This window comes from Rothia sp. HMSC066G02 (assembly GCF_001813145.1).
Classification (GTDB): domain Bacteria; phylum Actinomycetota; class Actinomycetes; order Actinomycetales; family Micrococcaceae; genus Rothia.
This window is the reverse complement of sequence record NZ_KV811575.1, coordinates 1-23,132: the sequence shown is the minus strand read 5'-3', so window position 1 is coordinate 23,132 and position 23,132 is coordinate 1. Positions and strand designations below refer to the sequence as shown.

The following is a 23,132-nucleotide window of genomic DNA, read 5'->3' as shown; positions in this document are numbered from 1 at the left end:
TTACTCCTTCTCAGCGGTCTTCTGGGCAACAGTCTTCTGGTTGCCGGTCTTCTGGTTATCAGTCTTATGGTCAGTGGTCTGAGCGGCTCCGGAAGTGCCGGATACCGCGGGGGTGAGGGAAATCGAAGAGGCCGCGGGGATTTCCTCAACCTCACGCACCTCAATCACGTCAATCACAGGCTCGGTCTGGGTTAGTTCTTCTGCCGCAGTCAGCGCTTCCGTCTCAGTCAGCTCTTCTACAGGCTCCTCAGCCGGCTCAAACTCGCCGTCCTGATCCATGTGAACACTACCCACCACAGCACGGGCGCCCTGCCAGGACTCCGAAATATGCGGAACAATCGCCACCACAGTGCGAGGGCGATCCTCGTCAGTGGCAAGCTCCTCCAGGTAAGGAAGCCACATATAGGTGTGGTTCAAATGACGGGAGGGCGTATCAAAAACCAGCAGGTCCGAAGGACTCGCCTGCGCCAAAGCCGCCATCAGCTCAATGTTCATCTCACCATCAAGCTCATCCATCCACAGGCCGTCCAGGTCCTCAAGACCGCGTTCCTTCAGCCAGCGGCTCGCACGGGAACGACCAAAAACCGGCAGATTATAGGAGAGCATCTCAGACACGTAATCGTGCACACGCATGTGCTGCTCGGGGGCGGTCACGTCAGGAGAGTCGATAATGTCACTGATACGACGCAGCTTCTTCATCGAAATCGGCTGCGGCTCCGCATCACCATCGCTCCAAAAAATCTCGCCACCCGACAGAGGCAAACGGCCGGTAAGAGCCAAACCCAGCGAGGTGCGCTCCATCTGGCTATCCGCCTGAATAATGATGACCTCGCCCTGATTTACAGAAAAAGAGGTACGACCAAAAAGGGCGTGGTGACGCCCCTTAGCCCAAATATTGTCAACGCGAAGCACGAATAAATCCCCTTTAAATACAGGACGGTTCAGGTGAGTTTTGAGGAGCACTCCGCAGGTTGCGTGGGGTATCTATTTTCAGTCACGGGCAGACGGAGGCTCCAGTGCCTATATATGGTAGACCCGGACATGTGTGATGTAGTGGGCTTTTTGCCTGAAATTGGGTACCAATTTTGAAATTTTTGAAGTATTTTTCAAATAAATGGGGGTTTCGTACAAATAACGCGGAAAGCCACGCGTTCTCACGCAGCTTTCCACGTTATACAAAACAGTTCCTGAAGCGCCACCACGGGTGACGGTTAGGGGCGGCGTTCCTTAAAGAAGTCCACCATCAGCTGCGCGCACTCATCAGCACGCACCCCCGCATACACCTCGGGAGCCGGAGCGACCTTGCCGTCACGCAGCACATCGTAACGGCTACCAGCAGCCCCCGTCTTCTCCTCCCAGGCACCAAAAACCACCGTCGAAACGCGCGACGCCAAAATCGTGCCGGCACACATCAGGCACGGCTCCACGGTCACGACCAGGGTGCAACCGTCCAGGCGCCACTGCCCACGATGCGCCGCCGCCTGACGAATCGCATTCACCTCCGCATGGGCGCTGGGGTCATGCTCCTGCTCGCGGGTATTGCCCGCTGAACCAATAATGATGCCCTGCTCATCCACTACCACGGCGCCGATAGGAATCTCGCCACGCTCACCAGCGGCGGCACCCTCAACGAGGGCGTGCGCCATCCACTCACTGTGTTCAGAGCGAGAGGGAATATCGCTGAGCACAGCGGAGGAACCATCAGTGACCGTTAATTTTGAATATTCCGAATATGACATAAATCCTCGTCAGGGGAATAAATGAAGCATTATCGAGCGCGACTAGTGAGTAGCAGCCAAAGAGAAAGGATACACCGCAGAAGCGCCCGCCAACCTCAGCTCGCGAGCCACCGCAGTAAACGCCCACCGCGAATCCACCACATCAGAAACCAGTAGAACCGGGCACTGATGCTCACGCACATAGTCCAGAACCTCAGCAGGAACCCGGTACGAGCGCACCACGTCCGCGCAACGGAACGCACTATTACCGCCAAAGAAACGGGGCTCATCCACCAGAGAAACCTGACCCAAATCCACCAGGCGCCCCACCGACGCAAGCCCCCGACCCAGGGACTGAGCCAAACGAGGACGCACCGGCGAAGGCAGAGTCAACACCGCCACCGGACGACCTGCCTCAGACCACTCCCAAGCGGCAAGCACCTTCACACAAGCGCGACCCAGCTCGGCAGGGACCTCAGAATCAACCGGCTCACCCAGCTCATTCGTCGCCAGAAGCTCACGCAGACGTGTACCGTACCCCATGTCGCTCAGACGTGCCAAAGCGTAACCGGATTCAGCCTGCTCGTCCTTAGACAAACGACCGCGCGGCGCATCCGCACCCATCAGCTGATCCAACCCGCTCGGCCACATACGACGCGGCTGCAACGGCACACCGACCGTGTTGAAGCTGCTCTGTGCCGCCTGCAGTGCCTCAGTGGGGACCTCCACCGGGTACCAGGGGCCCGCGCACACATCGCAACGACCGCACGCAACAGCGGAAGCATCATCAAGCTGCTGAGCCAGGAAAAGCATGCGGCACTGACTAGTACATTCATACTCGAGCATGGCGTTCTGCTCCAGCACACGTGCCTGCGCCACCGCCGCATAGCGAGCGTTATCGTACCGCCACGGCGAAGAGGTTCGACGCCAATAGTTGCCTTCCTTCACGACGGCGCCCTCAACATCCAGCACCTTCAGCAGAAGCTCCAGGGTTGAGCGGCGCAGTTGAACGCGCGCCTCCAAAGCGGTAATGCTCAACCCCTCCGGGGCCTGAGCCAGCGCATCAAGAACAGCCAGCGCCTGCTCCTCGTTAGGCATGGAGGCGGTCGCAAAATACTCCCAAATGGCGCGGTCTTCACGACCGGGCAGGAGCAAAACATCAGCGTTGACGGCACCTCGACCGGCACGACCAATCTGCTGGTAGTAGCTCACCGCAGACGACGGCGCGCCCAGGTGCACCACAAAACCCAAATCAGGCTTATCAAAACCCATACCGAGGGCACTCGTCGCAACAAGGGCCTTCACCCTGTTTTCCTTGAGTGCCTGCTCTGCAACCAGCCGCTCATCCGGGTCAGTTTTACCGGTGTAGGCGAGCACCTCGTAGCCGCTGGCACGCAGAGCATTTGCGGTATCTTCTGCCGCAGAGACAGTCAACGTGTAGATAATGCCCGAACCGGGCAGGCTGTTCAGGTGCGTGAGCAGCCAACCGATGCGTTGCGCCTCATGGGGCAGGGTCAGAACACCCAGGCGCAGGGACTTGCGGGACAGCGGACCACGCAGCACATGTACAGGTGCGGTGGTATCAGTGCTGAGCTGTTCGGCGATATCGCGGCTAACGCGGTCATTCGCGGTTGCGGTAGTCGCCAGCACCGGCACGCCCACCGGCAGAGATCTAATGAGCGAACCAATACGGCGGTAGTCGGGGCGGAAGTCATGGCCCCAGTCAGAAATACAGTGCGCCTCATCAATAACGAGTAGCCCCAGGCGCGGCAGCAGGTACGGTAGCCACTGCTCGCGGAACGCCGCGTTATTGAGGCGTTCGGGGCCCACCAGGAGTACGTCGAGCTCGTTAGCTTCGAGGCGGGTGCGGATTTCATCCCATTCGGTGACGTTCGCGGAGTTCACCATGGCGGCGCGCACTCCCGCGCGGGATGCCGCCTCGACCTGATCACGCATGAGGGAAAGCAACGGGGAGACAATAAGAGCCGGGCCCATACCGCGGGCACGCAACAGCAGGGAAGAAATGAAGTAGACCGCGGACTTACCCCAGCCGGTACGCTGCACGACGAGGGTGCGGGCGCGGTCGGCTACGAGGGCGCGAATCGCCTCGTACTGGCCGTCGTGGAACTCGGCATCAGCGACGCCGGTGAGGCGGCGCAACACTTCGCGGGCTTCAGTGTGCAGGAGATCGGTGGGGCTGGAAGCTGGCTGTTCGGGGTTCATGGTTCTCTCCAACAGTGGGTGGTTGGGTCAATCGCTACGCCGCGACGCGCCGTGCTCTCTTTCCATCATGTCACACCCGGTATCGCCCGGCTCTGCGGATGGTCATTTCTTGGGGAGGCGTGCGAGCGTCGCGTCACCTCCGGCTGTTTAGCCGAGATGGTGGGGAGATTTACGCCTCGCTCACCCGTGCGTCCGGCGTAAATGCCGGTAGAATTGTGCCAGTAATACACAGCCTCCGCATAGTTTTGCACAATGTTCACCATAGGTACGCTTTCTATGCTGGTGTTACTCCGCCGCCGATCCGTGCGTGCGGTCCACTCACAGTTCAGGATTTTTCATGACTTTTCTTGCCACCGCTTTGGCGCATCTTCCGGTTGCGCTCTTGGGCCTCGACCTTGAGCAGTTCCTGCTCGATACCGGCCCCTGGGTTCTGGTTGTTTCGGCAATTATCGTATTTATTGAGTCCGGTGTTCTTTTCCCGGTTCTTCCGGGTGACTCCCTGATTTTTGCTCTGGGTATGCTGCATGAGCAGATGGGCCTGTCCCTGTGGGTTGCATTCCCGGTCCTGGTGCTGGTTGCCATTGCTGGCGCTGAGGTTGGCTACCAGATTGGTGCCCGTTACGGCCGTAAGATCTTCAAGGATGACGCGAAGATTCTGAGCACCAAGAACCTGCACACTACTGAGGAGTTCTTCCAGAAGCGCGGTAGTTTGGCTCTGGTTCTGGGTCGTTTCGTGCCGATTGTTCGTACTTTTGTGTCTCTTGCGGCGGGTATTTCTTCGTACGACCGTAAGAAGTTCCACCTGTGGAATGTTGTTGGTGCGGTTGCGTGGATTGGTTTGATTGGTCTGGCGGGTGTGCTGCTGGGCGGTATCCCGTTCGTGCACAACAACATTGAGTACATTGCTGTGATTATTGTGGCGGTTTCTGTGGTACCGGTTATTATCGAGTACCTGCGTGGCCGTTCGAAGGCAAAGCAGGAATCTGCTGAGTAATATGTGAGTCCTTCTCGGCTACTGAGCCGGGGATGAGAAAAGGTGGGGATACCGTCTGGTATCCCCACCTTTTTGCGTTCTCTCAAACCCGGTGGAGGTGATGCCCCCGGAAGCCAGCTACACCTCCGCGAGGTTACTTTACGCCCATGCGTCGCAGGCCTCCACGCATTTGGATGTACCGCCCCACCTGCGGCTGGCAGAGAAGAACAATAATGAGGATGCGGCTGATGAAGTCAAAAGCTATCTTCGCGTAGAAGACGTGAAGGGTCATAAACGGGCCAAAAAACATAACCCTGGCCGCTTGCGTACTATAATCGTCGGTCAAAAAGACGTGATAAAAGAGAGCTACAACCACAATGTCCAGAAGCATGCGTAGCGCGCCCTCGATAATAATCACCACTCGTGCCCACTCATAGCCCTCATTGAGGTACCATGTGCTGATTGCTCCTAGAACAATAGGGAGAACCATCGTAAGCCCCATCGTCATACCTGCAAACATGTAAACGCCCGTAAATTCTAGACCTACAAGAGGCTGTAGAGGATATGTGGACATGTACAGCATCAAGAATAGGGATACCGCCCAGATGGCAATAGGGCGCGACGGAAGATTGATAGCACGCTGAGTGCCTGGCGCGCTGTGTACGGGGTGGACACCAGCAGGAACCAGAAACTGAGGCGTCACTGCGGCGGGTGCCGCAAAGTTCAGTGCCGGAAAGTTCGATGCTGCGGCGCTAGGCTGAGGTGCCAGCGTGCCCGCGGAGGCACCGGAAGTATTGTTCAACATCGTCGTTCTTTCTCTCGTATGCTCGCACTATGGTGCGTAAGTCGGTGATTATTGCCCTTGTTTGGGTAGATTTACGTGAAATCTACCCAAAAGGGTTATTTGATGTAGTTAGCTGAGAGAATAATACTTTTTCAGTATAGGGTAAGCTCTTCGAGGCTAGTAGGGTTTTTATGGGATGACTGGAACCTTTTAGGCAACTCAAAGGGTTTTACCAGCTAGAAGATTGTGATGTTTAACGCGAAAGGGTGGGGATACCATTTGGTATCCCCACCCTTTCACCTTTAGAAGTCCGACGGAAGAGGCGCAGAAATTTGCCACCCGCAGCAGGCTCTGTTTGATGCCCGCGCATCGGACTCTATCACAGCCTTCTCACACCGACAGGCCTTTAGTATGAGCCAGCCGCGTACGTGTACCGGCGCATACCTGGAGTGAACAGCAATACCGCTATCACCGCATGGCAGACGGTAGGCAGATTCACCAGCACAAGGACAAAAATGAAGTGCGCCAGCTCGGCACCGCTCAGCGCCTGCACATCAACAGAGTTGAAGAGTATGACGGAACCAAAAATAGAAAAAAGACCGCCCAGCGCACCGAGAACACTCAAAATAATACTGACGATACGCGCCCAATTACGCCTCAACCAGAGGAACAGAAGAGCAATAAGAGTCACCGCATCCAACAGGATAATTTTGACCAGTGCAGGGATCGTTACTTGCACCAGCGCCTCTGAATTCATGGAGGTGTGGTTCCGCTCCAAAGCACTCACAGTAGACTGGGTTGCCCCAATCAGAATAACCAGCACAGTAAGCACCGTTACCCATATCAGCGCAGCGGGGCGGCCGTTAGAATGCGGCTGATACGGCTGGTTTTGCTGGTAGTGCGGGGCTAGCCCCGGAGATCCGTATTCTGACATCATTGTTCCTTTCTATGTTCCCCATCCCGCACTACGGTGCGGGGGTCGAGGGGTGTTTCCCCCTGATGAGGTGCGTTCGCCGTCCTCATCATCAGCGAAAAGCTCTCGAAGTTCCGCCGGCACCTGACCGGCAGCCTGTCTCGTCTCAGACATCATCTGCTGGCGTTCTAGCGCACGTGCCCCGCTAACGATTTGTGTGTACACCCTAATAGGAGCACGAGTCAGCAGCACAATCATCAGGAGGTAAAGAACAAGAGTAAAAATGCCGCTCGCGACACGCCCCAGGCTGGACGCCGCAGCCGCTCTAGAGCTTAACTCCGAGAAATTATCCGCAAGAATAAGCACACCGCTAGCAGCCGCGAGAGCGCAGTAGATGATGGTAAGTACGCGCGCCCACTCGCGGCCATCCCAGATCTTCCAGAGAATAAAAATCGGGATGGCGGAGAGGATGAGGGTAACCACCAGGGCAGAGAAGAGAACACTCACCACTGTCTCAAAATCGATATATGACCAGCTTAGAATCGGCAGCAGAAAATTACTCAGGGGCCCCAGCACGATAATGGCGGCAGCGCACCACATGACGCTACGCATAGCCTTCGGGCGCTCCGGAATTACCTGCTCGGAAGCGGCAGTGTAGCCGGCGGTCGCCTTCCGGTAGCCAGTAGTGGTTTGCTCGGGGGTGCTGGCGTGCTCGGAGGTGCTGCCGCCGGGCGCGTTATCCTCCGCCGCGCTAGTGTCTGCGACATTACCGGAAATTACGTTGCTGGAGACGGCATCGCCCTCTGCCGTGCTATTTTCTGCCTCGTTAGAGGGCAGTAGCACGCTGTACTCGGGAACCGTGTACTCCGGGTCGTTGAGCGGTTGCTTTGGGGTACGTTCTGACATCATTGTTCCTTTCTTCTCTTCGCACCCCGCCCCGCGCGCCGTAGCACGGGGCAGGGGGCAGAAGAGTCTTTCAAAGAGTAAGCAACCGCCCTAGTTGAGGCGGTAACCTTCCTCGGTGTACACGGAAGTATCCTTGTAGCCGCGCTGTTCGTTGCGGGAGTTCTTCCGCGCATTCGTACGGCGGGTCCTCTTGTACTGCTGAGCGACTGCTTCTTCAGCCCGTCGGTTAGCTTCCTTCTCTTCCCAACGCGTCTGTTCTTCTTCTAGGTGAGCACGCGTTTCTGCGTCCTGATGCACAACAATCCAACCGTCATCGGCGTTCACCTGTTCGCGTGCATTCAGACGCGCCAACCGCGCAGTAGCCACGTACATCCTGGTGGGACGGCTCATGAGCAGCACGACTATCAGCAGGTAGAAGGCCGTAAGAAAAGCTCCCATAATGTCACTCACCACGATGGAAACTACGTAGTCTCGGGGCCTTGAAGTCAACGACTCATCCGCCAGCCTGGAGAAATAATCAGCCGAGATGAAAGATTGCAAACTCATCGCCCCGATAAAAACCACAAAAGCACTACCGAAGAGGGTGAGGAAGTACGCCCATCTACGGCCCTTCCACAGTCTGCGGAGAACAAAAATCGGTATGAGAGAGAAGATGAAGGTAGCAAATATGCCTGAAATGATGATGCCCGGCATATTTTCCATAACGCGGTCTGGGACCTCGTTATGGATAGATACATAGATACGTTGGATTGCGGACAGAATAATAATGGCTGTAGCGCACCACATGACGCCGCGCAGCGTCTTCGGGCGGGGCGGGAGCACCACCTGAGGGGCGGCAGGCGCGGTGGAGGCGGCGGTCGCCTCCGCACCCTCGTGCGCTTCCTGTTGGGGCTTAGCCGACCCGCCAGACGTGCCTCCGAAGTTAGGCTTTACACCCGTCTTCTGGGCGCGCTGAATCTGCTGTATCTCAGCCAGCAGGCGGTTCTTCTCCACCGGATCATTCGAGAGCGCATAATCGGCAGAAAGCTCACGCAACAGCTGCTCGGTAGAGTCCTTGACCGGGCCTTCTTCCTTCTCAAGCTGACGAAGAACATCCTCACGGGTCGGCTCTTCCTCATCATCCGCCATGCTGTCCTTGATGATCTGCATCTGCTCCCGAATCGCCGCGGGGCTCGGGACCACGCCCACAGCCGGGCGAGTCAGCAAAAACAGGAGAACGGCGCTACCTGCCGTAATCACCCCGACCAGAGCCTGCGTCACAATAGACGAGGCAGCGGCAGGATGTGATACAGAATCCAAAGCCGTAAACGCGGGGAAAAGCATCTGCGCCAGACCAAAGACACCCGCAAAAGAGAGCACACCGCTCAAGGAACACAGCAGAAGGTACAGCATCAGCAGGCGGCGCGGATTAACGTACCCTCCCTTGGTGTAGTCCAGAACGAACCAGAGGAACGGCACCACCAAGACAGCGTCAGACAGAACCTTCGGCAGGGCATAGCTAAGGAACGAGCCGATGTTCACACTCCGGCCCGCGGTAACGATAATCTGGTACGCATCCAGGAGGAAATACACCAGAATCAGCGTCATCGCGATGGAATACGCTTTACCGAGAATCGCCATTCCCCGGTCGAATTGTTGCTCCTTATCACCAACTATGCCGAGGTTTCTTTTCGCCTCTTCAAACGCCGCCCGCTCATCATATGTGCGCTTGGCGACGTCGGGGTTAGTATGCGATGTGGATTCGTGCGCAGGTTCGGAAGTAAGGTGCACGGGTCATCCTAACAGTGTGGTTGGTGAATAGTGGTTGGTGAATAAAGTTATCGGTGAGCCGCAGGCCGTCGTGGACCCGCGGCTAGAATCTATACGACCAGAATCTGCAAGGCTAAATCAGGTAGTCCTCGCTGCGGCGCAGGCGCCAATCACGGCGCGCTTCCATGTACGAACGCGACTGACGCGACCACACCAACGCCAACGCCACCACGCACACCAGCATGTACGGACCCGCAATATACACCGGAGTGTACAGCGGGGAGGCGCTACTGAGCAGCAACTCAACATCCTGGCTCGGCGCACCATTCAACGTGCCCAGAAGAGCCGCGACTGCCAGCATAATCAGCAGGGATGCCAACACACCCAGCGCCAACGCCACCGACAGCACCAGCGCCGCCCACCGGTAACCACGCAGGTACGCCACCGTGCAGAAGCCGTGCAGGGTCACGTTACCGAACGCGCTGACCATCAGGAAAAGCACCGGATAGTACGCCTGCGCATCCACCAGCGACTGGGCGCGCCAAGTCGAAAAATGCGACAGCTGCGTCGTCGCATACGTGACACCCGTGTACCCAATCAGCACCAGCCAACCCACGGCAATAGCGAGCAGAACCCAACCCGCCACAGACACGAGAGTGGGGGTGGCGGGCTTCGTAGGATGCGTGGTGTTCGGAGCGGATGGCGGAGAGGACTCGACGGCGGGCATAGCTGAATCTTTCGAATGTCGGCTGATAGTGTGTGTGGAAGATGTATGAGCGAGTGTGTGGTGTGTGGGTGGCGGCGCGGCGTTCGTCTACCGCGCCGCCTCAGAACTTTAGGCAGAAGTGGACGGATCAACCGTCGCAGAAATACTGTCAGGTAGCAACGGAGAATCTGCCCGGTTCGCCATTGCAATTCGCAAGTTGTTGAAGCGGTAAATGGTTAGCAACGATAAACCGACCTCGCTCAACCAGACTAGGCCCAAGACAACAAGTATCAGCAGGGGGTCAAGCCCCATCGAAACTCCAGCCCAGTCGAGCATCAGCAGCAGGAACGTAATCGGTGAAAGCACCAGCCCCACGGCAACATACCCGATCAGGGAGCAGATAGCCCAAACGCTATACACGGAGGCGTCCGTCGAATCATTCGGAGGGCGCATCAGCGGCCACATCTGAACCACCAGGTAAAGCGCCGCCACAAAACCAAAGCAAATCGCTAACGGCTGCGTGTACTGGGAGATAATGAGGCCCTCAACCAGGGTCAAAATACACAGAATAACCGCGCGGACTAGGAGGTTCTTCTTGAGCTTCTGCTTGCGCTCCTTCACCTCATCAGCGGTATAGGTGCGCAGAAAAGCGGGAACCTGACCCTGCCCCGGGAACGGCGGTAGAGGACCCGTCGGGTGTGTACGCACCACAATCGGAGGGTTCGTACCATCCTGAATGATGACGGTAGAAGTCGCCGAAATAACCGGATGCGAACCAGTCACCACCGGCGGCACGTTCAGCGGAACGGACACCTCCGGCGTAGCAGGAGTCACGTGACGGATAGGCGCCTGAAAGCGGGTCTGCATACTGATATCTTCATCCGGGTGTTCTGCGGATGAAGCGGCATCTGTGTTCAGGTGTGTAGCGCCCATGAGTGGCCTCCTGGCAGGTGCGGGTCGTGTTTCTGTCTCTACCGTATCACGCGTACTTTAAGGGAATCTGAGCAGTAGCTGGGCGTCGCGGGGAGCGTGTCACACCGCCGCTTATCGCCTCGTTATCACCCCGTCGGAGGCGCGGATACGCGGGGTAGAATCCCCGCCCGCCGGGGCGCGTTAGCCCTACTCCGCTACCTGCGAAGCCTCCGCGTTCGGGTCCTCTGCATGCTGCTGTTCTGCGTTCCGCTGTTCTTCCTCTTGCTTCTTCTGCGTCAGACGCAAGCTCCTACGAACCGCCAAACTATAGAACAGCGAGAACAGAACCTCCAACGCGAACGACGCCATGACCGTCAGCAAGCTCACCGTGTAGAACACGCCCACACGGTCCAGCAGCGTCTGCGGACCCTGCACCGTCACAAGCGCATAGGCAAAGAACGCCGTCATAATCGCCGCCGCGACCCCGGACGCTGCATTCGCCAGCAACACCAACTTCACCGAACGGTTCGCCCGGTAAATCATGGCAACCCACATATGCATCACCAGATAGACCAGCGGCACCGCACCAATCGGGAAAAGCGTGACGCGAATGAAGTAATAAACAGTAATCAGCGAGGGTACGACCAGCAGCAGCACACGCACCAGGTACAGGTTCTTAGCCGGCAGCGGGTAATCACTGGTGACATTCCAGAACTCATCAGCCTGCTGCTCCAGCTCATCCATAGCCTGCAGCTGCATAAGCTGCGCCTGCGACATATGCTCCTGCGGCACAAGATCCGAGGAGCCCTCAACCGGCGCAAGCTCAGCGGCAGAAACCGGTTCACCCCGCCGCATACGAGCGGAATCAGCCATCCTAGCCCTCAAAAATGCCGCGCGAACGGTCCTTACGCACGCTCTCAGCAGGGAAAATACGACCGCTCATGCTGATGTACACACCCGGCTCCAGCAGATTCAGGGCGGCAATAGCGGCACCCAGGTTGAAGCCTGCATCCGAACGAGCCATCACGGCGGGCTGCATCGCACCGGTCAGCACCACGACCTTATTGCCCAGGTCGGCGTGCTCCACCAGGTAACGGGCAGTCTCCGGCATGGTGTCGGTACCGTGAGTGATGAGCACCTGGTCGTTAGTGACAGCGTTCAGCGCCTCGGTCAGCTCGGCACGATCCTCATCGGTCATGTCCAGGCTGTCCTTGCCAATCAGCGGACGAATATCGAAGCGCACGTCAGTGATGACGCGGTCCAGCAGGTCCTTAGCGGCAGGCTCACCAATATCCATGGTGCCCGCCACCGAATAGAACTTATCGATCGTGCCGCCAGTGGCAAGAATCGTGATTTCTTCAGGGTTCTTAATGGTGACGCTCACGGGTTTCCTCATCTTTTCGGGTCAACGTACACAAATCAAAAACTGCCAGGCCAACCCGGCAGGACACGCCCCACCACACGGAATCAACACGGGGGTAAAACCCCGCACACGAGGGTGAAGACGCAAAACCCCGCCGACCCCCGCAAAGCGGGAGGCGACGGGTCGGCTAGTGCGCCCTGTGGGGCTCGAACCCACGACCTGCGGATTAAAAGTCCGTAGCTCTACCGACTGAGCTAAAGGCGCTCCATCCACACAAAATTGAAAGTGTGCAGATAGAAATACTATACACTACCGACCCCAGCGCAGTGGCGGTACACTGGAAAATCCTATGTCTACACCCACATCATCACCCAGCGCCTCCGGGCGCACCCGACACCGAACCCACCACCGACCCGTCCTCTACTCCGCCGAAAAGTTTGAACGCCACGAAGGCGGCATGGACCCCGCCGCACGCGAAGAGGCGGCACACGCCTCCGCACGTATCCTGCTGATGCGCGGACGCGGCACCGACGAGCAGATGACCGAGCGGCTCGTCAGCTTCACCGACGACTACGGTATCGAAATGCTCGCCGAACTCTGGTCCCACGCGAGCGCCCACTCCCTGCCGGGTGCGCTGTGGCGCATGTACTGGCTGCGGGATGTGGTGCATCGTTCGCCGCGCGGGGTGAGTCGCGCCTTTGAGCTGGGTATGGCGGAGGATTACCGTTCGCACGTGGTGGCGGGTGTTCCCGACCCGCCGGGTGCCGATGAGGTGGTCCGTACGATTGATGAGATTCTGGCGGGCTTGTACACCGGCGATATGGATATTGCGATGGAACGCTGCGCCGCGTTTGCGCACGTGGTGGCGTTGGGTATTCGTACCGATTATGCGCGCTCTGCCGGACAGGATGGTGCGGTTCCGGGTAGCCACGAGGTGAAGCGTGAGGCGGTGGAGCGTCGCGCTCGTATGCCGCGTCAGGCACAGCAGATGGAGCAGATTGCGCACGATTTGGAGGCGGTCGCCGCCCAGCTGCGCGCCGTTGAGGCTAGTTAACAGGCTAACGGGGGTTCCGGGGCTGATTCTGCGCAGGAAAAATCGCAACCCAACCTCGAAGCATTCTAGTCTTCTGCGCCGTTTAGCCGCCCAAAAATGCGGGTTCATGCCGCGAATTGGCACAGGTTCCACATTGGGTCACGCAGGCGTGAAAAGCCTGTTTCCGATTGACTCTGTGCCGGGTACGGGTGGATAATAATTACAAGATGTCGGGTTGCTAATAGGTAGCCCCGGGCTCCAAATCTTTAGCCGCTTCGAGCGGCCTTCCGCCGAGAGGCGCTCCCAACCCGACATCCCTAAACGTTCCGGTGGGGGTCGAGAAATCGACCCCCACCGTTTTTCGTTTAAAACCCCGTCTAGAAGCAGCCGTCAGCTCGGCGCGATTGCGCATAAAAACCGTGTGCCCCGTGAGATACCCCCGAGCTGCGCGCACCCGCAACCCCCGATACTGGTTAGACTGGGAACTATGCTGCACCGACTTTTTCCCCACGCTAACGAATCCCTCGCCTCCCTCGCTGAAATTTCAGCGCAGGTCGGTGAGGCCGCCGCGTTGCTCTCTGAAATGGTCGGCTCCCCCGTCGCGGAGTACCCCGAACTCTTCGAACGCATGCTCACCCACGAGGCGGACTCCACGAACCTGCTGTTCCGCACCCTCACCGAGGTGCGTAGCTCCTTCTCCCCACCGATCCCGCGTGAAGACCTGTACACGCTGGCACGCAAGCTCACCAACGCCGTTGAGAAGCTCACCAGCGCCGCGCACGTGCTGTCCCTGCACAGCATTGACGGCTTCGCTACGCACATCACCTCGATCCTGGACATTATTCAGCGTCAGGCGGTGCTGACCGCCGCCGTCATCCCCAAACTCGCCGACATTCGCGGCCTCGACAACTACTGGATGGACATGCTGCGCATCTCCCGCCAGGCGCTGCGCACCGCCGAAGAATACGACGCGTACATTGCCGAACGCTACACCCCCGAACGGTACCGCCGCTACGCCACCTTCCTGGCGCAGCTGACCGCCGCCTCCAACGCTATGCGTGATGTGTCCGCCGAAATCGGCCGCATCATCGTTCAGGAATCCTAATGCTCCTGGGTCTTCTCGCCTGCTGCGCCTTTATTGCCGCGGTCTACGTCACCGGTGTGCATGACGCCTCAAACGCCGTCGCTGTTCCGGTGCGTACCCGCGCCCTCGGCGAGCGCTCCGCCCTGTACCTTGCCGCGCTCTTCAACGTGCTCGGTGTAATCGGTGCGTTTCTGCTGCTCGGTGAGTATTCCGCCTCGTGGGTGAGTGCCCCGGAAGGCACCACCGGCCTGAACGGCATCATTGCGGCGCTACTCGTCTGCGCTATTTGGGGTGTGCTCACCTGGTTTCTGCGGTTGCCGTCCTCCTCGACTCACGCACTGGTCGGTGCCCTCGCCGGCGTGAGCTGGTGGACCCAGACGAGGAGTGACAGCGCCGCTGAAGGCTTTGGTTCTCTCGCCTTCCTGCCGCATATTTTTGGGGCGACCCTGCTGCCGCTCTTTTACCTGCCGCCGCTCATTTTTCTGCTGTCCTGGCTGATGGTGGTGCCGTTCTACCGGCTGGTGGTCGGCCACAACCCGCGCCTGGTGAATCAGCATGCCCGCGAGGTGCTGGCGGTGTCTGCCTCCGCGATTTCGCTGCTACACGGCCTGCAGACCGGCTACCTGTACCTGCTGCTGTGGGCACTGCTGAGCGAACGCATCATGGATCCGGCGCTGATTCAGTCCCTCACCTGGGGCGGGATGCTGCTGGGCACTCTCATCATTGCCCTCAGCCTGGGTGCCGGTACGCTGACCGGTGGCCGCCGCATCGGCTACACCTTCGCCTACAAGATGGTGCGCCTGGACCCGTTCCGTGGCGCGGTCGCTCAGGGCACGACCGCGGTGGTGCAGGTGCTCGGCTACTTCCTGCTGCAGGTGCCGTTCTCCTCATCGCACCTGGCAACTGCATCGGCGCTCGGCGCGGGCGTGAACCAGCGTTTTAACGCGTTGAAATCCAGGATTGTTCTGCAGATTCTTCTGGTGTGGCTGGTAACCATTCCGGCGTGCTTTGTGCTCGGTGTGCTGGCGATGGTGGCGCTACAGTCCATCAGCTAGTTTTTAGGGGCGGCTCGTGCCCCTGTGTGCACGCTGTTGCGGGTTAGCCGGGCGGGTGGGTTGAGTCTGAACAGTGCACACCTTCATAATGGGTTGAGTTCCTGGGCTGGCACGGGCCCATTCACCCTCGACTGATTGTGGTTATGTCTTCCCCTACCGTAGCTATTCTGGTCCGCACGAAGGGCCGCCCCCGCTTCTTGAGCCGCGCGCTGGAGAATATTGCGCAGCAGACCTTCACCGACTACACGGTCTGCGTGATTAACGACGGAGGCGACGAACAGGCAACCCGCGCCGTCATTGAGGCTTCTCCGCTGGGTTCTAACGCGCAGGATTCCAGCCGCGTACAGTTGCTGACCACCGCCGGCGGCAACATGGAGGCGGCATCCAACGCCGGTTTGGCGGCGACCACCTCCGAATACGTGGCGATTCACGATGACGACGACCTGTGGGCACCCGAGTTCCTGGAGCGCACCGTCGCGGCGCTGGAAGAGAGCGGCGCGCTCATGTGCACCACCCGCGTTGTGGAGCGGTACGAACGTGAGAACGCCGACGGCGAGTTCGAGGTGTACGAGGAGCGTATTTTCCACGACGGCCTGCCCGGCATGGGTTTGCAGTTCCTCTTCCGCACGAACCGTGCCGTGCCAATCGGTATTCTCTACCGCCGCAGCCTACACGAGCTGGTCGGTTTCTACGACGAGTCCCTGCCGGTGGTCGGCGACTGGGAGTTCAACATGCGTGCCGCCTCCGTTGCGGATATTCTGCTGGTGGATGAGCCGCTGGCGTACTGGTCGCTACGCCCCGACGCAGAAGGTGCTGAGGCAAATAGCGTGAAGCGTCAGGCTGATCATGCCCGCTTCGATTCGTTGGTGCGTGCCCGCGCTATCCGCGAGGATCTGCAGGCGGGTGCCCGACCCGGTGCGTACCTGTATCAGGCGCATTTGGCGGCTGACCTGGAGCGTCGCGTGATTGACGGGCACGATCTGACCCGCGAATCCCTAGATATTCTGCGCTCTATTGAGAGCCGCCTGGAACGTATCGAGGCCCGTCAGCAGGCTATTGAGAACCGCCAGCAGGCTATTGAGGAGCGCCTGCGGGTCCTCAAGCACCTGCGCACCCCGGGCCGCGCGTTGCGTTCCTTGGCGAAGCGTTCCCTCAATCAGCGTTCCCTGGTTCGTCGCGGCACTGAGGCTGAGTCGACTGAGACCGGGTCGGCAGATCAGAAGGGCGCATAGCCATGACAGAGAACAATCATTCTTCTACAGCACTGCCCGTTACTGAAGCACCGCGCGTGCTCGTCATTGGCGATATCGGCCAGCACACCTACCACGTGGGCGACGAAGCCATGACCATCGCGAGCGCGGCAGCGCTTTCCGAAGGCGGCGCGGCGGTCACCCTCATGACCCGCGATGTGGGCCATTCGGCGCGCTATATTGGCGCAGCGGTGAATCATGAGGCGGCACAGCATGAGGCGGGCGCGCCCTACGAGTACCTGCCGTTTTTCCTCTTCCCCTGGGCGCCGGCTGAACGCGAGCTGACCCTCGCGGCGCTCGAGTGCGTCCTGACGCAGCTGCACGCCGACCGAGAGCGCCCCTCCACCTCTGAGCTGGTAGCTCTGCCGCAGGTGCAGGCGCTGCCGGAGGTGTTGCATCCGCTGGCGCAGACCGTTGAGCGCATGGTGGAATTCGCGGACGCTATCGCTGCCATGGACGCGGTCGTGGTCTCCGGCGGCGGCAACCTCAACTCCCGCTACGGCTGGCTGCTCTACGAACGCGCCGCCGCGGTGCGTGCCGCCGAGCATGCGGGCGTGCCCGTGTACGTGACCGGCCAGTCCCTGGGCCCGGTCCTCAACCCCGAGGACGCGCAGATCCTGGAGCGCATGCTGCGCACCGCCCGTTCGGTGACGGTGCGCGAACGTTCTTCCCTCGCTTGGTGCCGTGAGCGGGGTATTGACGCGCGCCTGAGCGTAGATGACGCCACCGACTACCCGGTAGCTTCTCCGGCGCGTACTCTGCACTATGCGGAGGGTGTTTCCGCAGGTCAGGCGCTTGATGAGCTGCCGGAGCACTACGTCTGCGTGACCGTCAACGAGTGCACCGACCAGCAGGCACAGCAGATTGCGCGCCTGCTCGACGGCATGTGGCGCGAGCACGGCTACGCACCCGTCTTCCTGAGCCACTACGGTGACCCGCAGGACCCGGCAAGCGGCGATATTCAGGCGCACCAGCGCATCGCCAAGCGGCTCAGCACCTCCACCCCGGCGACCCTGCTGCCGATTCTGCACGCCGACCAGAGCATCGCGGTACACCGCGCGGCGGCGTTCCCCCTGCCCAGCCGCTACCACCCGGCGGTCTTCTCCGCCGCGGCGGGCATTCCCGTGCTCGCCCTCGTGCCGGACGCATTCACGCAGATGCGCGTGGGCGGCGCCCTGCGCCAGTACGGGCTGGGCGAGTTCACCCTGCCGTTGGGCATGCTCGCCGGCGGTGTTCCCGAGCTGATGGTTGCCGCCGCCCTGCGGCACGCGGCGGTGGCATCGGATGCACGCCGCACCGAGCTGCTGGAGGTTCTGCGCGCCGAGCGCGCCTACCTGCTCACGCAGATTCTTGCATCTGGCGCAGAAAAGCTGGACGAAGTAGAGGCACCCGCCCCCTTCCCCACCGTGGAACAGGTTCCGGCGCTCCCCGAGCCGCTGGGTGCGACCGTCCGTGCCGCACGCGAGCTCTTCACCGAAACCTCCCTCACCGCGGGGTTCGAGTGGGCGATGTCTGACCGGGCTCACTCCTGGGATGCCGAGCACCGCCGGCAGCTCGAGTGTGCCCGCGCAATCGGCGGGTACAGCGCGCACGGTGCGGAACAGACGCGCCCCGTCACCGTTGAGGCTTATTCTGAAGCACCCGCCGAGGCGCATCCCGCCCAGCCGGGTCTGCTGGCGAGGGTGGCGCGCCGCCTCCGCGGCTAGATTCGCGGCTAAGCCCCTTGCACTGAGGTCTCGGTACGCAAGCTGAGGTTTCGGCACGCAAAACCGCCCAAGCCGGGGCGCTAAGCGGGGTTCGGGGCGCGGGGTCTCTCACACTTGCACCCAACACTCCCCTACCCCCTTGTACAGAGCACACGCGCCGGTATGATGGTGCTCATGGCACGCTTCGCAGAGATTCTACGCACTACTGAACAGAACACCCGGCAGTTCGTCCATGAGGGTATTCACCGAGTCCGGGCTGACTTCTTTCAGTCTGTGCAGATTGTTGCGGCATCTATGGGCGCTTGGCTTTTCGCTGAGCACATCCTAGGCCACCAGGAACCCATTTTCGCGCCGGTCGCTGCCCTCGTATCCCTCGGCTATGTAAGCGGTGCTAAGCATTCCCGCCGAATCCTTGAGGTCTCCTTCGGCGTGACCCTCGGCATTCTCATTGGCGACCTTCTGCTGATTCTGCTCGGTCACGGCACCTGGCAGGCGGCAGTGGTGCTTTTCTTGACCGTGATTATTGCCCGATTTATTGATAAGGGCATTATTTTTACGATTCAGCTCAGCTTCCAGGCCTGTTTCACGTTGCTGCTGCCCGTACCTGACGATGCGTTCACCCGCAGTTTCGACGGTATTGTTGGTGGCGCTTTCGCGTTCCTCGCCATGTACCTGATGCCGCGTGACCCGCGTAAGAACCCGCGTGAACGCGCGCAGGCTCTCATGGATGCGTTCGCGAAGGTTTTCCAGCTTTCCTCTGAGGCAATCCGCTACTACGACTACAACAAGGCGTACCAGAGCCTGCTTGATGCACGCGCCCTGCAACCGCTGTATGATGCGTGCCGAGGCGACCTAATCACCGCGCAGGGTATGAATGAGCTGTCCTGGAATAGCCGCAAGAGCAAGGGCGAGCTGGCGCGCATGGCAAAGACCCTCGCCGCGGTAGATTTGGCGATCCGTAACGACCGCGTGCTCAACCGCCGCATGGCGTCCACGATTCACCACGTGCAGCTACGCACTGCCGCGCAGCTCTCGCTCAGTGACGCGCTGACCGAGCTGTCGGTGGCGGCACAGAGCCTCGGCTTGGGCATGTCTGCCCCGACAGAGGGCGAACGCGAGCACTACATGATGGAGGCACGCGAGCGCATGATTAAGCTTGCCGGCACCCTCGAGCCGCGCACGATGGGTGTGGCAACCTTTGAGGGCGAGTCACTCGTGCTGATGCTCCGCCTGATTGTGGTGGACTTTATGGAGGCAACCGGTATGTCCCACAAGGACGCCGTGGCGGTTCTGGTGCCCCTGGGTGAGGCGGTCACGAAGCACGCACCGCGTACCTCGGCAATCCCGATTGTTGACGCTGACATGGATGACTCCATGGTGGTTGACGACGTGACCGATAGCGCGGTGAACACCCACCGCACGAACAAGCTCAACACCCGCTCGATCAACATCATGTTGCACGAGAACGAGGAGGAGAGCCGCTCCTCCTAGCGGGGTTCTAGCGGGGTCAGTGGCAACCGTCAAGACACAGCGGAGGGGGCTCCCGGCCGGCATTCACGCCAGCCGGGAGCCCCCTCCTCCGCTATCTCTATGCTGTTGATGCGCGGGTGGCTACTTCTGCGGGAAGAGCAGCGCGAGCGCCTCGCCCAGGGTGGTTACCTCACGCACGGTCACGCCCTCGGGCACGTCCCCCACGCCGGTCGGGGAGGCGGGCACCAGCACGTGCGTGAAGCCCAGGCGGCCCACCTCCGCAATGCGCTGGCGGATGCCCGGCACGGCGCGCACTTCACCGGCCAGGCCCACCTCGCCGAAGACTGCGAGTTTGCGCGGTAGCGGCTTATTTTGCGCCGCCGAGGCAAGCGCCATAACGCACGCCAGGTCGGCGGCGGGCTCGGCAATTTTTGCGCCGCCCACCGTGGATACATAGCAGTCGAGCTTGCCCACGTTCAGCCCGGCGCGGCGCTGCAGCACCGCCAGCAGCATCTGAATACGCGCCGAATCCAGGCCCGAAACGGTACGGCGCGGGGCGGGTGCCACCGCCTGATCCAGTAGCGCCTGTACCTCCGCGAGCAGGGGTCGGCGGCCCTCCATCGTGACGGTCACGCAGGTGCCCGCCACCGGGTGCGGGGTACTGGAGACGAACATGCCGGAGGGGTCCAGCACCGGTGCGATGCCGTCCTCGTGCATGTCGAAGCAGCCCACCTCGTCGGTGGGTCCGAAGCGGTTCTTAATCGCGCGTAGCATGCGGATATTCGAGTGCTTATCGCCCTCGAACTGGCAGACCACGTCCACCAGGTGCTCAAGCAGGCGCGGGCCCGCGATGGTGCCTTCCTTAGTCACGTGACCCACGAGCAGGGTGCACATATTGCGTTCCTTAGCCGCGGCAATCACGGAGGCGGCAACCTCACGCACCTGGGTCACACCGCCGGCGCTACCCTCAACTTCCGCGGAGGCGAGGGTCTGCACGGAGTCAATGACCAGCAGGGAGGGGTTGATCTGCTCAATATGCGCCAGGGCGGTGCCGAGGTCGGTTTCGCTGGTCAGGTAGAGGGTGTCCGCGATGGCGCGGATGCGGTCGGCGCGGAGCTTGACCTGCGCGGCGGATTCCTCGCCGGTAATGTACAGCACCGGGCGCGGCGGCTGGGGTGCGATATTCTGCACCCCCTGCTGTCCCGCACTCCCGGCGGTGCCGCGCGCGAAGGTGGCGGCGACATCCAACAGCAGAGTGGATTTACCCACGCCGGGTTCGCCCGCCATGAGGATGACCGCGCCGGGTACGAGTCCGCCGCCGAGCACGCGATCAAATTCGGGGTTTCCGGTGCTCATGTAGGCGGCTACGCGCGAGTCGACCTCTGCGATAGGCTGGGCGGGTTTCTGCACGCTGGATGCGGCGCGGGTGCGCGCACGGGTGCCTCCGGCGGCTTCTTCGACGGTGCCCCAGGTTTGGCATTCGCCGCAGCGGCCTACCCATTTGGCGGTGGTCCAGCCGCATTCGGTGCAGCGGTAGGCGGGTGCGGTTTTGGTGTTTTTCGTGCGCGCGGTCATGGGTCTATTTTAGGGTCTGGAGCGATATGGCGCGCGGTGTTTGGTCACGGCGAAATGGGGTACCGCAGAACGCATTTTTACTTTTAAATGCAGGTAGTTTCACCTCGTGCACTCCTGTATAAATATCGAGAATATCCGTTCGCTTTTGAGGCACTTTAGCCCGCCGTTCCGCCCCTGACCTGGCTCAATAACCGCCCTTACAGGTACAATGTTTTTTGTGCAGATGAATTATAGTGACCTATTGCTTAAAACTATCGCCCGAATCGCCCCCGGCACCGAGCTCCGCGAGGGCCTGGAACGCATCATGCGTGGCCGTACGGGCGCACTCATCGTACTCGGATCCGACCGCACCGTATCCTCCATGTCGTCGGGCGGTTTCAATATCGACACTGAGTTCTCGGCAACCCGCCTGCGCGAGCTGGCGAAGATGGATGGCGCTATCATCTGCGACCGTGACGCCACCCGCCTACTGCACGCCGGCGTGCAGCTCATGCCGGACGCCTCCATTGAGACAAACGAGTCCGGCACCCGCCACCGCACCGCCGAACGCACCGCGATTCAGACCGGTTTCCCGGTGATTTCGGTGAGTGCCTCGATGTCCGTGATTTCGGTGTACGTTGACGGCACCCGCTACATGGTTGAGGACAGCCAGTACCTGATGGCCCGCGCAAACCAGGCGATTCAGACCCTTGAAAGCTATAAGAAGCGTCTGCGTTCGGTGCTCTCCAGCCTGTCTGCCCTGGAGATTGAGTCGAACGTTTCCCTGGCGGATGTGGCGATGACCCTTCAGCGTATGGAGATGGTGAACCGCATTATCCGCGAGGTCAGCCACTACGTGCTGGAGCTCGGCGTGCACGGCCGCCTCATTGCCCTGCAGCTGGAGGAGCTGCGCGCCCCCGAGATGACCGCTAGCGACCTGATTCTGCGCGACTACCTGCCCGAGGTGAACGACGAGCTGATTACCGCCGGCGTTGAGGCGCTTCAGAACCTGGATGATATGGACATCGTGGATCTGCGCGCGATTTCCCGCGCTGTTGGGTTTGGTGAGAACCCCGACCTGGAGCTTCCCCTGCAACCGCGCGGCTTCCGCCTGCTCGCCGGTATTCCGAGCATTCCGAACGCTATTTCTGAGCGTCTGGTGGAGCGCTTCGGCAGCCTGCAGGCTCTCATGGCGGCATCCCTTGAGGACCTGCGTGCCGTGGACGGTGTGGGTGAGGCTCGCGCCCGCACGGTGCGTGAGCAGCTCTCCCGCATGGCCGAGAGCAGCCTAGAAAAATACATCTAGAAGTACATCTACTCGGCGGCCTTTTCCTGCCTCACAAGGACCTTTTGCATTATGATGTAGTGACAGTGGAGGTTACCCTTCACACCTTGACACCCCAAGGAGGTCACAATGTCGTACTCACGAGCTAAGTATCCGTCGGCTAAGCGCCCCGTCCCGTTCTTCGTATGGGCGTCCCCCATTCTCTTTCTGATTTACCTGCCGTTGCTGTGGTTCAAGGTCATCCCCAATTCCTTTGAGGTGACCGACCTGTCCACCCTGCTGTTGGCGGCACTGCAGTGGACCGCATTCGGTAGCCTGCTCGGGTACCTGGGTGAGCGCCGCTTCGCCAAGCCGCGCGCCTCCAAATAGCGCCACGCAATAGACCTATACAAAAAGCCCCCGTGCCGGAGGATATCTGAACTGCGCCCCGAAACTTGGACGCATTAAA

Annotated in this window: 21 protein-coding genes and 1 tRNA gene; 9 read left to right on the top strand and 13 right to left on the bottom strand. The window is 60.2% G+C overall.

The annotated features are described in order from the left end of the window. From HMPREF2894_RS00645 to HMPREF2894_RS00635, 3 genes are all read right to left on the bottom strand, one after another. Positions 1-912 carry an ABC transporter ATP-binding protein gene (locus tag HMPREF2894_RS00645; RefSeq protein ID WP_239662194.1) on the bottom strand — a complete coding sequence of 304 codons (912 nt, stop codon included), beginning with the start codon at positions 910-912 and terminating at the stop codon, positions 1-3. Between the two features lie 299 nt (positions 913-1,211). Beyond that, positions 1,212-1,739 (bottom strand): nucleoside deaminase, encoded by a 528-nt coding sequence (locus HMPREF2894_RS00640; protein ID WP_049340406.1) that lies wholly within the window; start codon positions 1,737-1,739, stop codon positions 1,212-1,214. Between the two features lie 42 nt (positions 1,740-1,781). After that, a complete protein-coding gene (locus tag HMPREF2894_RS00635) occupies positions 1,782-3,941 on the bottom strand; it encodes a RecQ family ATP-dependent DNA helicase (RefSeq protein WP_070677375.1) in 2,160 nt (719 codons plus the stop codon). Positions 3,942-4,278: 337 nt separating this feature from the next. On the opposite strand from HMPREF2894_RS00635, the gene HMPREF2894_RS00630 reads away from it, so the two are divergent. Beyond that, a complete protein-coding gene (locus HMPREF2894_RS00630) occupies positions 4,279-4,935 on the top strand; it encodes a DedA family protein (protein WP_005504410.1) in 657 nt (218 codons plus the stop codon). A gap of 133 nt (positions 4,936-5,068) precedes the next feature. Here the strand turns inward: HMPREF2894_RS00630 and HMPREF2894_RS00625 are convergent, their stop codons facing one another. The 9 genes from HMPREF2894_RS00625 to HMPREF2894_RS00585 form a co-directional block, all read right to left on the bottom strand. After that, positions 5,069-5,719 carry a hypothetical protein gene (locus HMPREF2894_RS00625; protein ID WP_070677371.1) on the bottom strand — a complete coding sequence of 217 codons (651 nt, stop codon included), beginning with the start codon at positions 5,717-5,719 and terminating at the stop codon, positions 5,069-5,071. A 385-nt stretch (positions 5,720-6,104) separates the two neighbouring features. Further along, a complete protein-coding gene (locus tag HMPREF2894_RS00620; protein ID WP_141752938.1) occupies positions 6,105-6,635 on the bottom strand; it encodes a hypothetical protein in 531 nt (176 codons plus the stop codon). Between the two features lie 9 nt (positions 6,636-6,644). After that, positions 6,645-7,520, bottom strand: coding sequence for a multidrug ABC transporter permease (locus tag HMPREF2894_RS00615; RefSeq protein ID WP_246826991.1), 876 nt, complete (start codon positions 7,518-7,520; stop codon positions 6,645-6,647). Between the two features lie 87 nt (positions 7,521-7,607). Then, positions 7,608-9,287: an ABC transporter permease gene (locus HMPREF2894_RS00610; protein ID WP_049349910.1), complete on the bottom strand. Its 1,680-nt coding sequence runs from the start codon at positions 9,285-9,287 to the stop codon at positions 7,608-7,610. A gap of 112 nt (positions 9,288-9,399) precedes the next feature. Beyond that, on the bottom strand, positions 9,400-9,993 hold the full coding sequence (locus HMPREF2894_RS00605) for a flagellar type III secretion system protein FlhB (RefSeq protein WP_070677366.1): 594 nt from the start codon (positions 9,991-9,993) through the stop codon (positions 9,400-9,402). Positions 9,994-10,101: 108 nt separating this feature from the next. Further along, positions 10,102-10,839, bottom strand: a complete 738-nt coding sequence (locus HMPREF2894_RS00600; protein WP_246825024.1) for an organic solvent tolerance protein OstA — start codon at positions 10,837-10,839, stop codon at positions 10,102-10,104. 252 nt (positions 10,840-11,091) lie between these two features. After that, positions 11,092-11,757, bottom strand: coding sequence for a hypothetical protein (locus HMPREF2894_RS00595; protein WP_044150051.1), 666 nt, complete (start codon positions 11,755-11,757; stop codon positions 11,092-11,094). A gap of 1 nt (position 11,758) precedes the next feature. Continuing rightward, positions 11,759-12,268, bottom strand: a complete 510-nt coding sequence (locus HMPREF2894_RS00590) for an asparaginase domain-containing protein (RefSeq protein WP_080974859.1) — start codon at positions 12,266-12,268, stop codon at positions 11,759-11,761. A gap of 170 nt (positions 12,269-12,438) precedes the next feature. Further along, positions 12,439-12,511: transfer RNA gene (locus HMPREF2894_RS00585), tRNA-Lys, on the bottom strand. A gap of 85 nt (positions 12,512-12,596) precedes the next feature. On the opposite strand from HMPREF2894_RS00585, the gene HMPREF2894_RS00580 reads away from it, so the two are divergent. From HMPREF2894_RS00580 to HMPREF2894_RS00555, 6 genes are all read left to right on the top strand, one after another. Then, positions 12,597-13,301: a histone acetyltransferase gene (locus HMPREF2894_RS00580; RefSeq protein WP_070677360.1), complete on the top strand. Its 705-nt coding sequence runs from the start codon at positions 12,597-12,599 to the stop codon at positions 13,299-13,301. 466 nt (positions 13,302-13,767) lie between these two features. Further along, positions 13,768-14,385 (top strand): hypothetical protein, encoded by a 618-nt coding sequence (locus tag HMPREF2894_RS00575; protein ID WP_005504391.1) that lies wholly within the window; start codon positions 13,768-13,770, stop codon positions 14,383-14,385. Further along, positions 14,385-15,419 (top strand): inorganic phosphate transporter, encoded by a 1,035-nt coding sequence (locus HMPREF2894_RS00570; protein ID WP_070677357.1) that lies wholly within the window; start codon positions 14,385-14,387, stop codon positions 15,417-15,419. The genes HMPREF2894_RS00575 and HMPREF2894_RS00570 overlap by 1 nt, the downstream gene beginning before the upstream one ends. A 143-nt stretch (positions 15,420-15,562) precedes the next feature. After that, positions 15,563-16,651 carry a glycosyltransferase family 2 protein gene (locus HMPREF2894_RS00565; protein ID WP_070677354.1) on the top strand — a complete coding sequence of 363 codons (1,089 nt, stop codon included), beginning with the start codon at positions 15,563-15,565 and terminating at the stop codon, positions 16,649-16,651. Between the two features lie 2 nt (positions 16,652-16,653). Next, positions 16,654-18,375 carry a polysaccharide pyruvyl transferase family protein gene (locus HMPREF2894_RS00560; RefSeq protein ID WP_070677351.1) on the top strand — a complete coding sequence of 574 codons (1,722 nt, stop codon included), beginning with the start codon at positions 16,654-16,656 and terminating at the stop codon, positions 18,373-18,375. A 162-nt stretch (positions 18,376-18,537) separates the two neighbouring features. After that, entirely contained in the window at positions 18,538-19,866 is a 1,329-nt protein-coding gene (locus HMPREF2894_RS00555; protein WP_049340432.1) for an FUSC family protein, read from the top strand. A 120-nt stretch (positions 19,867-19,986) separates the two neighbouring features. Here the strand turns inward: HMPREF2894_RS00555 and radA are convergent, their stop codons facing one another. Then, positions 19,987-21,420, bottom strand: a complete 1,434-nt coding sequence (gene radA / locus HMPREF2894_RS00550; RefSeq protein ID WP_070630054.1) for a DNA repair protein RadA — start codon at positions 21,418-21,420, stop codon at positions 19,987-19,989. 208 nt (positions 21,421-21,628) lie between these two features. Between radA and disA the strand changes: the two genes are divergently transcribed. Together disA and HMPREF2894_RS00540 are read left to right on the top strand one after the other, a co-directional pair. Then, the gene (disA, locus tag HMPREF2894_RS00545) at positions 21,629-22,705 is read left to right on the top strand and encodes a DNA integrity scanning diadenylate cyclase DisA (protein ID WP_049352358.1); all 1,077 of its coding nucleotides are present in this window, start codon (positions 21,629-21,631) and stop codon (positions 22,703-22,705) included. 108 nt (positions 22,706-22,813) lie between these two features. Next, on the top strand, positions 22,814-23,053 hold the full coding sequence (locus HMPREF2894_RS00540; protein ID WP_005507607.1) for a hypothetical protein: 240 nt from the start codon (positions 22,814-22,816) through the stop codon (positions 23,051-23,053). Positions 23,054-23,132 lie beyond the last annotated feature (79 nt).

What these genes read in the sequence shown, in the direction of transcription:
- HMPREF2894_RS00565 (WP_070677354.1), top strand. Translation starts at nt 15,563, where the DNA reads ATGTCTTCCCCTACCGTAGCTATTCTGGTCCGCACGAAGGGCCGCCCC.
- HMPREF2894_RS00625 (WP_070677371.1), bottom strand. Translation starts at nt 5,719, where the DNA reads ATGTTGAACAATACTTCCGGTGCCTCCGCGGGCACGCTGGCACCTCAG.
- HMPREF2894_RS00570 (WP_070677357.1), top strand. Translation starts at nt 14,385, where the DNA reads ATGCTCCTGGGTCTTCTCGCCTGCTGCGCCTTTATTGCCGCGGTCTAC.
- HMPREF2894_RS00560 (WP_070677351.1), top strand. Translation starts at nt 16,654, where the DNA reads ATGACAGAGAACAATCATTCTTCTACAGCACTGCCCGTTACTGAAGCA.
- HMPREF2894_RS00615 (WP_246826991.1), bottom strand. Translation starts at nt 7,520, where the DNA reads ATGATGTCAGAACGTACCCCAAAGCAACCGCTCAACGACCCGGAGTAC.
- HMPREF2894_RS00540 (WP_005507607.1), top strand. Translation starts at nt 22,814, where the DNA reads ATGTCGTACTCACGAGCTAAGTATCCGTCGGCTAAGCGCCCCGTCCCG.
- HMPREF2894_RS00605 (WP_070677366.1), bottom strand. Translation starts at nt 9,993, where the DNA reads ATGCCCGCCGTCGAGTCCTCTCCGCCATCCGCTCCGAACACCACGCAT.
- HMPREF2894_RS00620 (WP_141752938.1), bottom strand. Translation starts at nt 6,635, where the DNA reads ATGATGTCAGAATACGGATCTCCGGGGCTAGCCCCGCACTACCAGCAA.
- HMPREF2894_RS00555 (WP_049340432.1), top strand. Translation starts at nt 18,538, where the DNA reads ATGATGGTGCTCATGGCACGCTTCGCAGAGATTCTACGCACTACTGAA.
- HMPREF2894_RS00575 (WP_005504391.1), top strand. Translation starts at nt 13,768, where the DNA reads ATGCTGCACCGACTTTTTCCCCACGCTAACGAATCCCTCGCCTCCCTC.
- HMPREF2894_RS00640 (WP_049340406.1), bottom strand. Translation starts at nt 1,739, where the DNA reads ATGTCATATTCGGAATATTCAAAATTAACGGTCACTGATGGTTCCTCC.
- HMPREF2894_RS00630 (WP_005504410.1), top strand. Translation starts at nt 4,279, where the DNA reads ATGACTTTTCTTGCCACCGCTTTGGCGCATCTTCCGGTTGCGCTCTTG.
- HMPREF2894_RS00595 (WP_044150051.1), bottom strand. Translation starts at nt 11,757, where the DNA reads ATGGCTGATTCCGCTCGTATGCGGCGGGGTGAACCGGTTTCTGCCGCT.
- HMPREF2894_RS00635 (WP_070677375.1), bottom strand. Translation starts at nt 3,941, where the DNA reads ATGAACCCCGAACAGCCAGCTTCCAGCCCCACCGATCTCCTGCACACT.
- HMPREF2894_RS00580 (WP_070677360.1), top strand. Translation starts at nt 12,597, where the DNA reads ATGTCTACACCCACATCATCACCCAGCGCCTCCGGGCGCACCCGACAC.
- radA (WP_070630054.1), bottom strand. Translation starts at nt 21,420, where the DNA reads ATGACCGCGCGCACGAAAAACACCAAAACCGCACCCGCCTACCGCTGC.
- disA (WP_049352358.1), top strand. Translation starts at nt 21,629, where the DNA reads ATGTTTTTTGTGCAGATGAATTATAGTGACCTATTGCTTAAAACTATC.
- HMPREF2894_RS00600 (WP_246825024.1), bottom strand. Translation starts at nt 10,839, where the DNA reads ATGCAGACCCGCTTTCAGGCGCCTATCCGTCACGTGACTCCTGCTACG.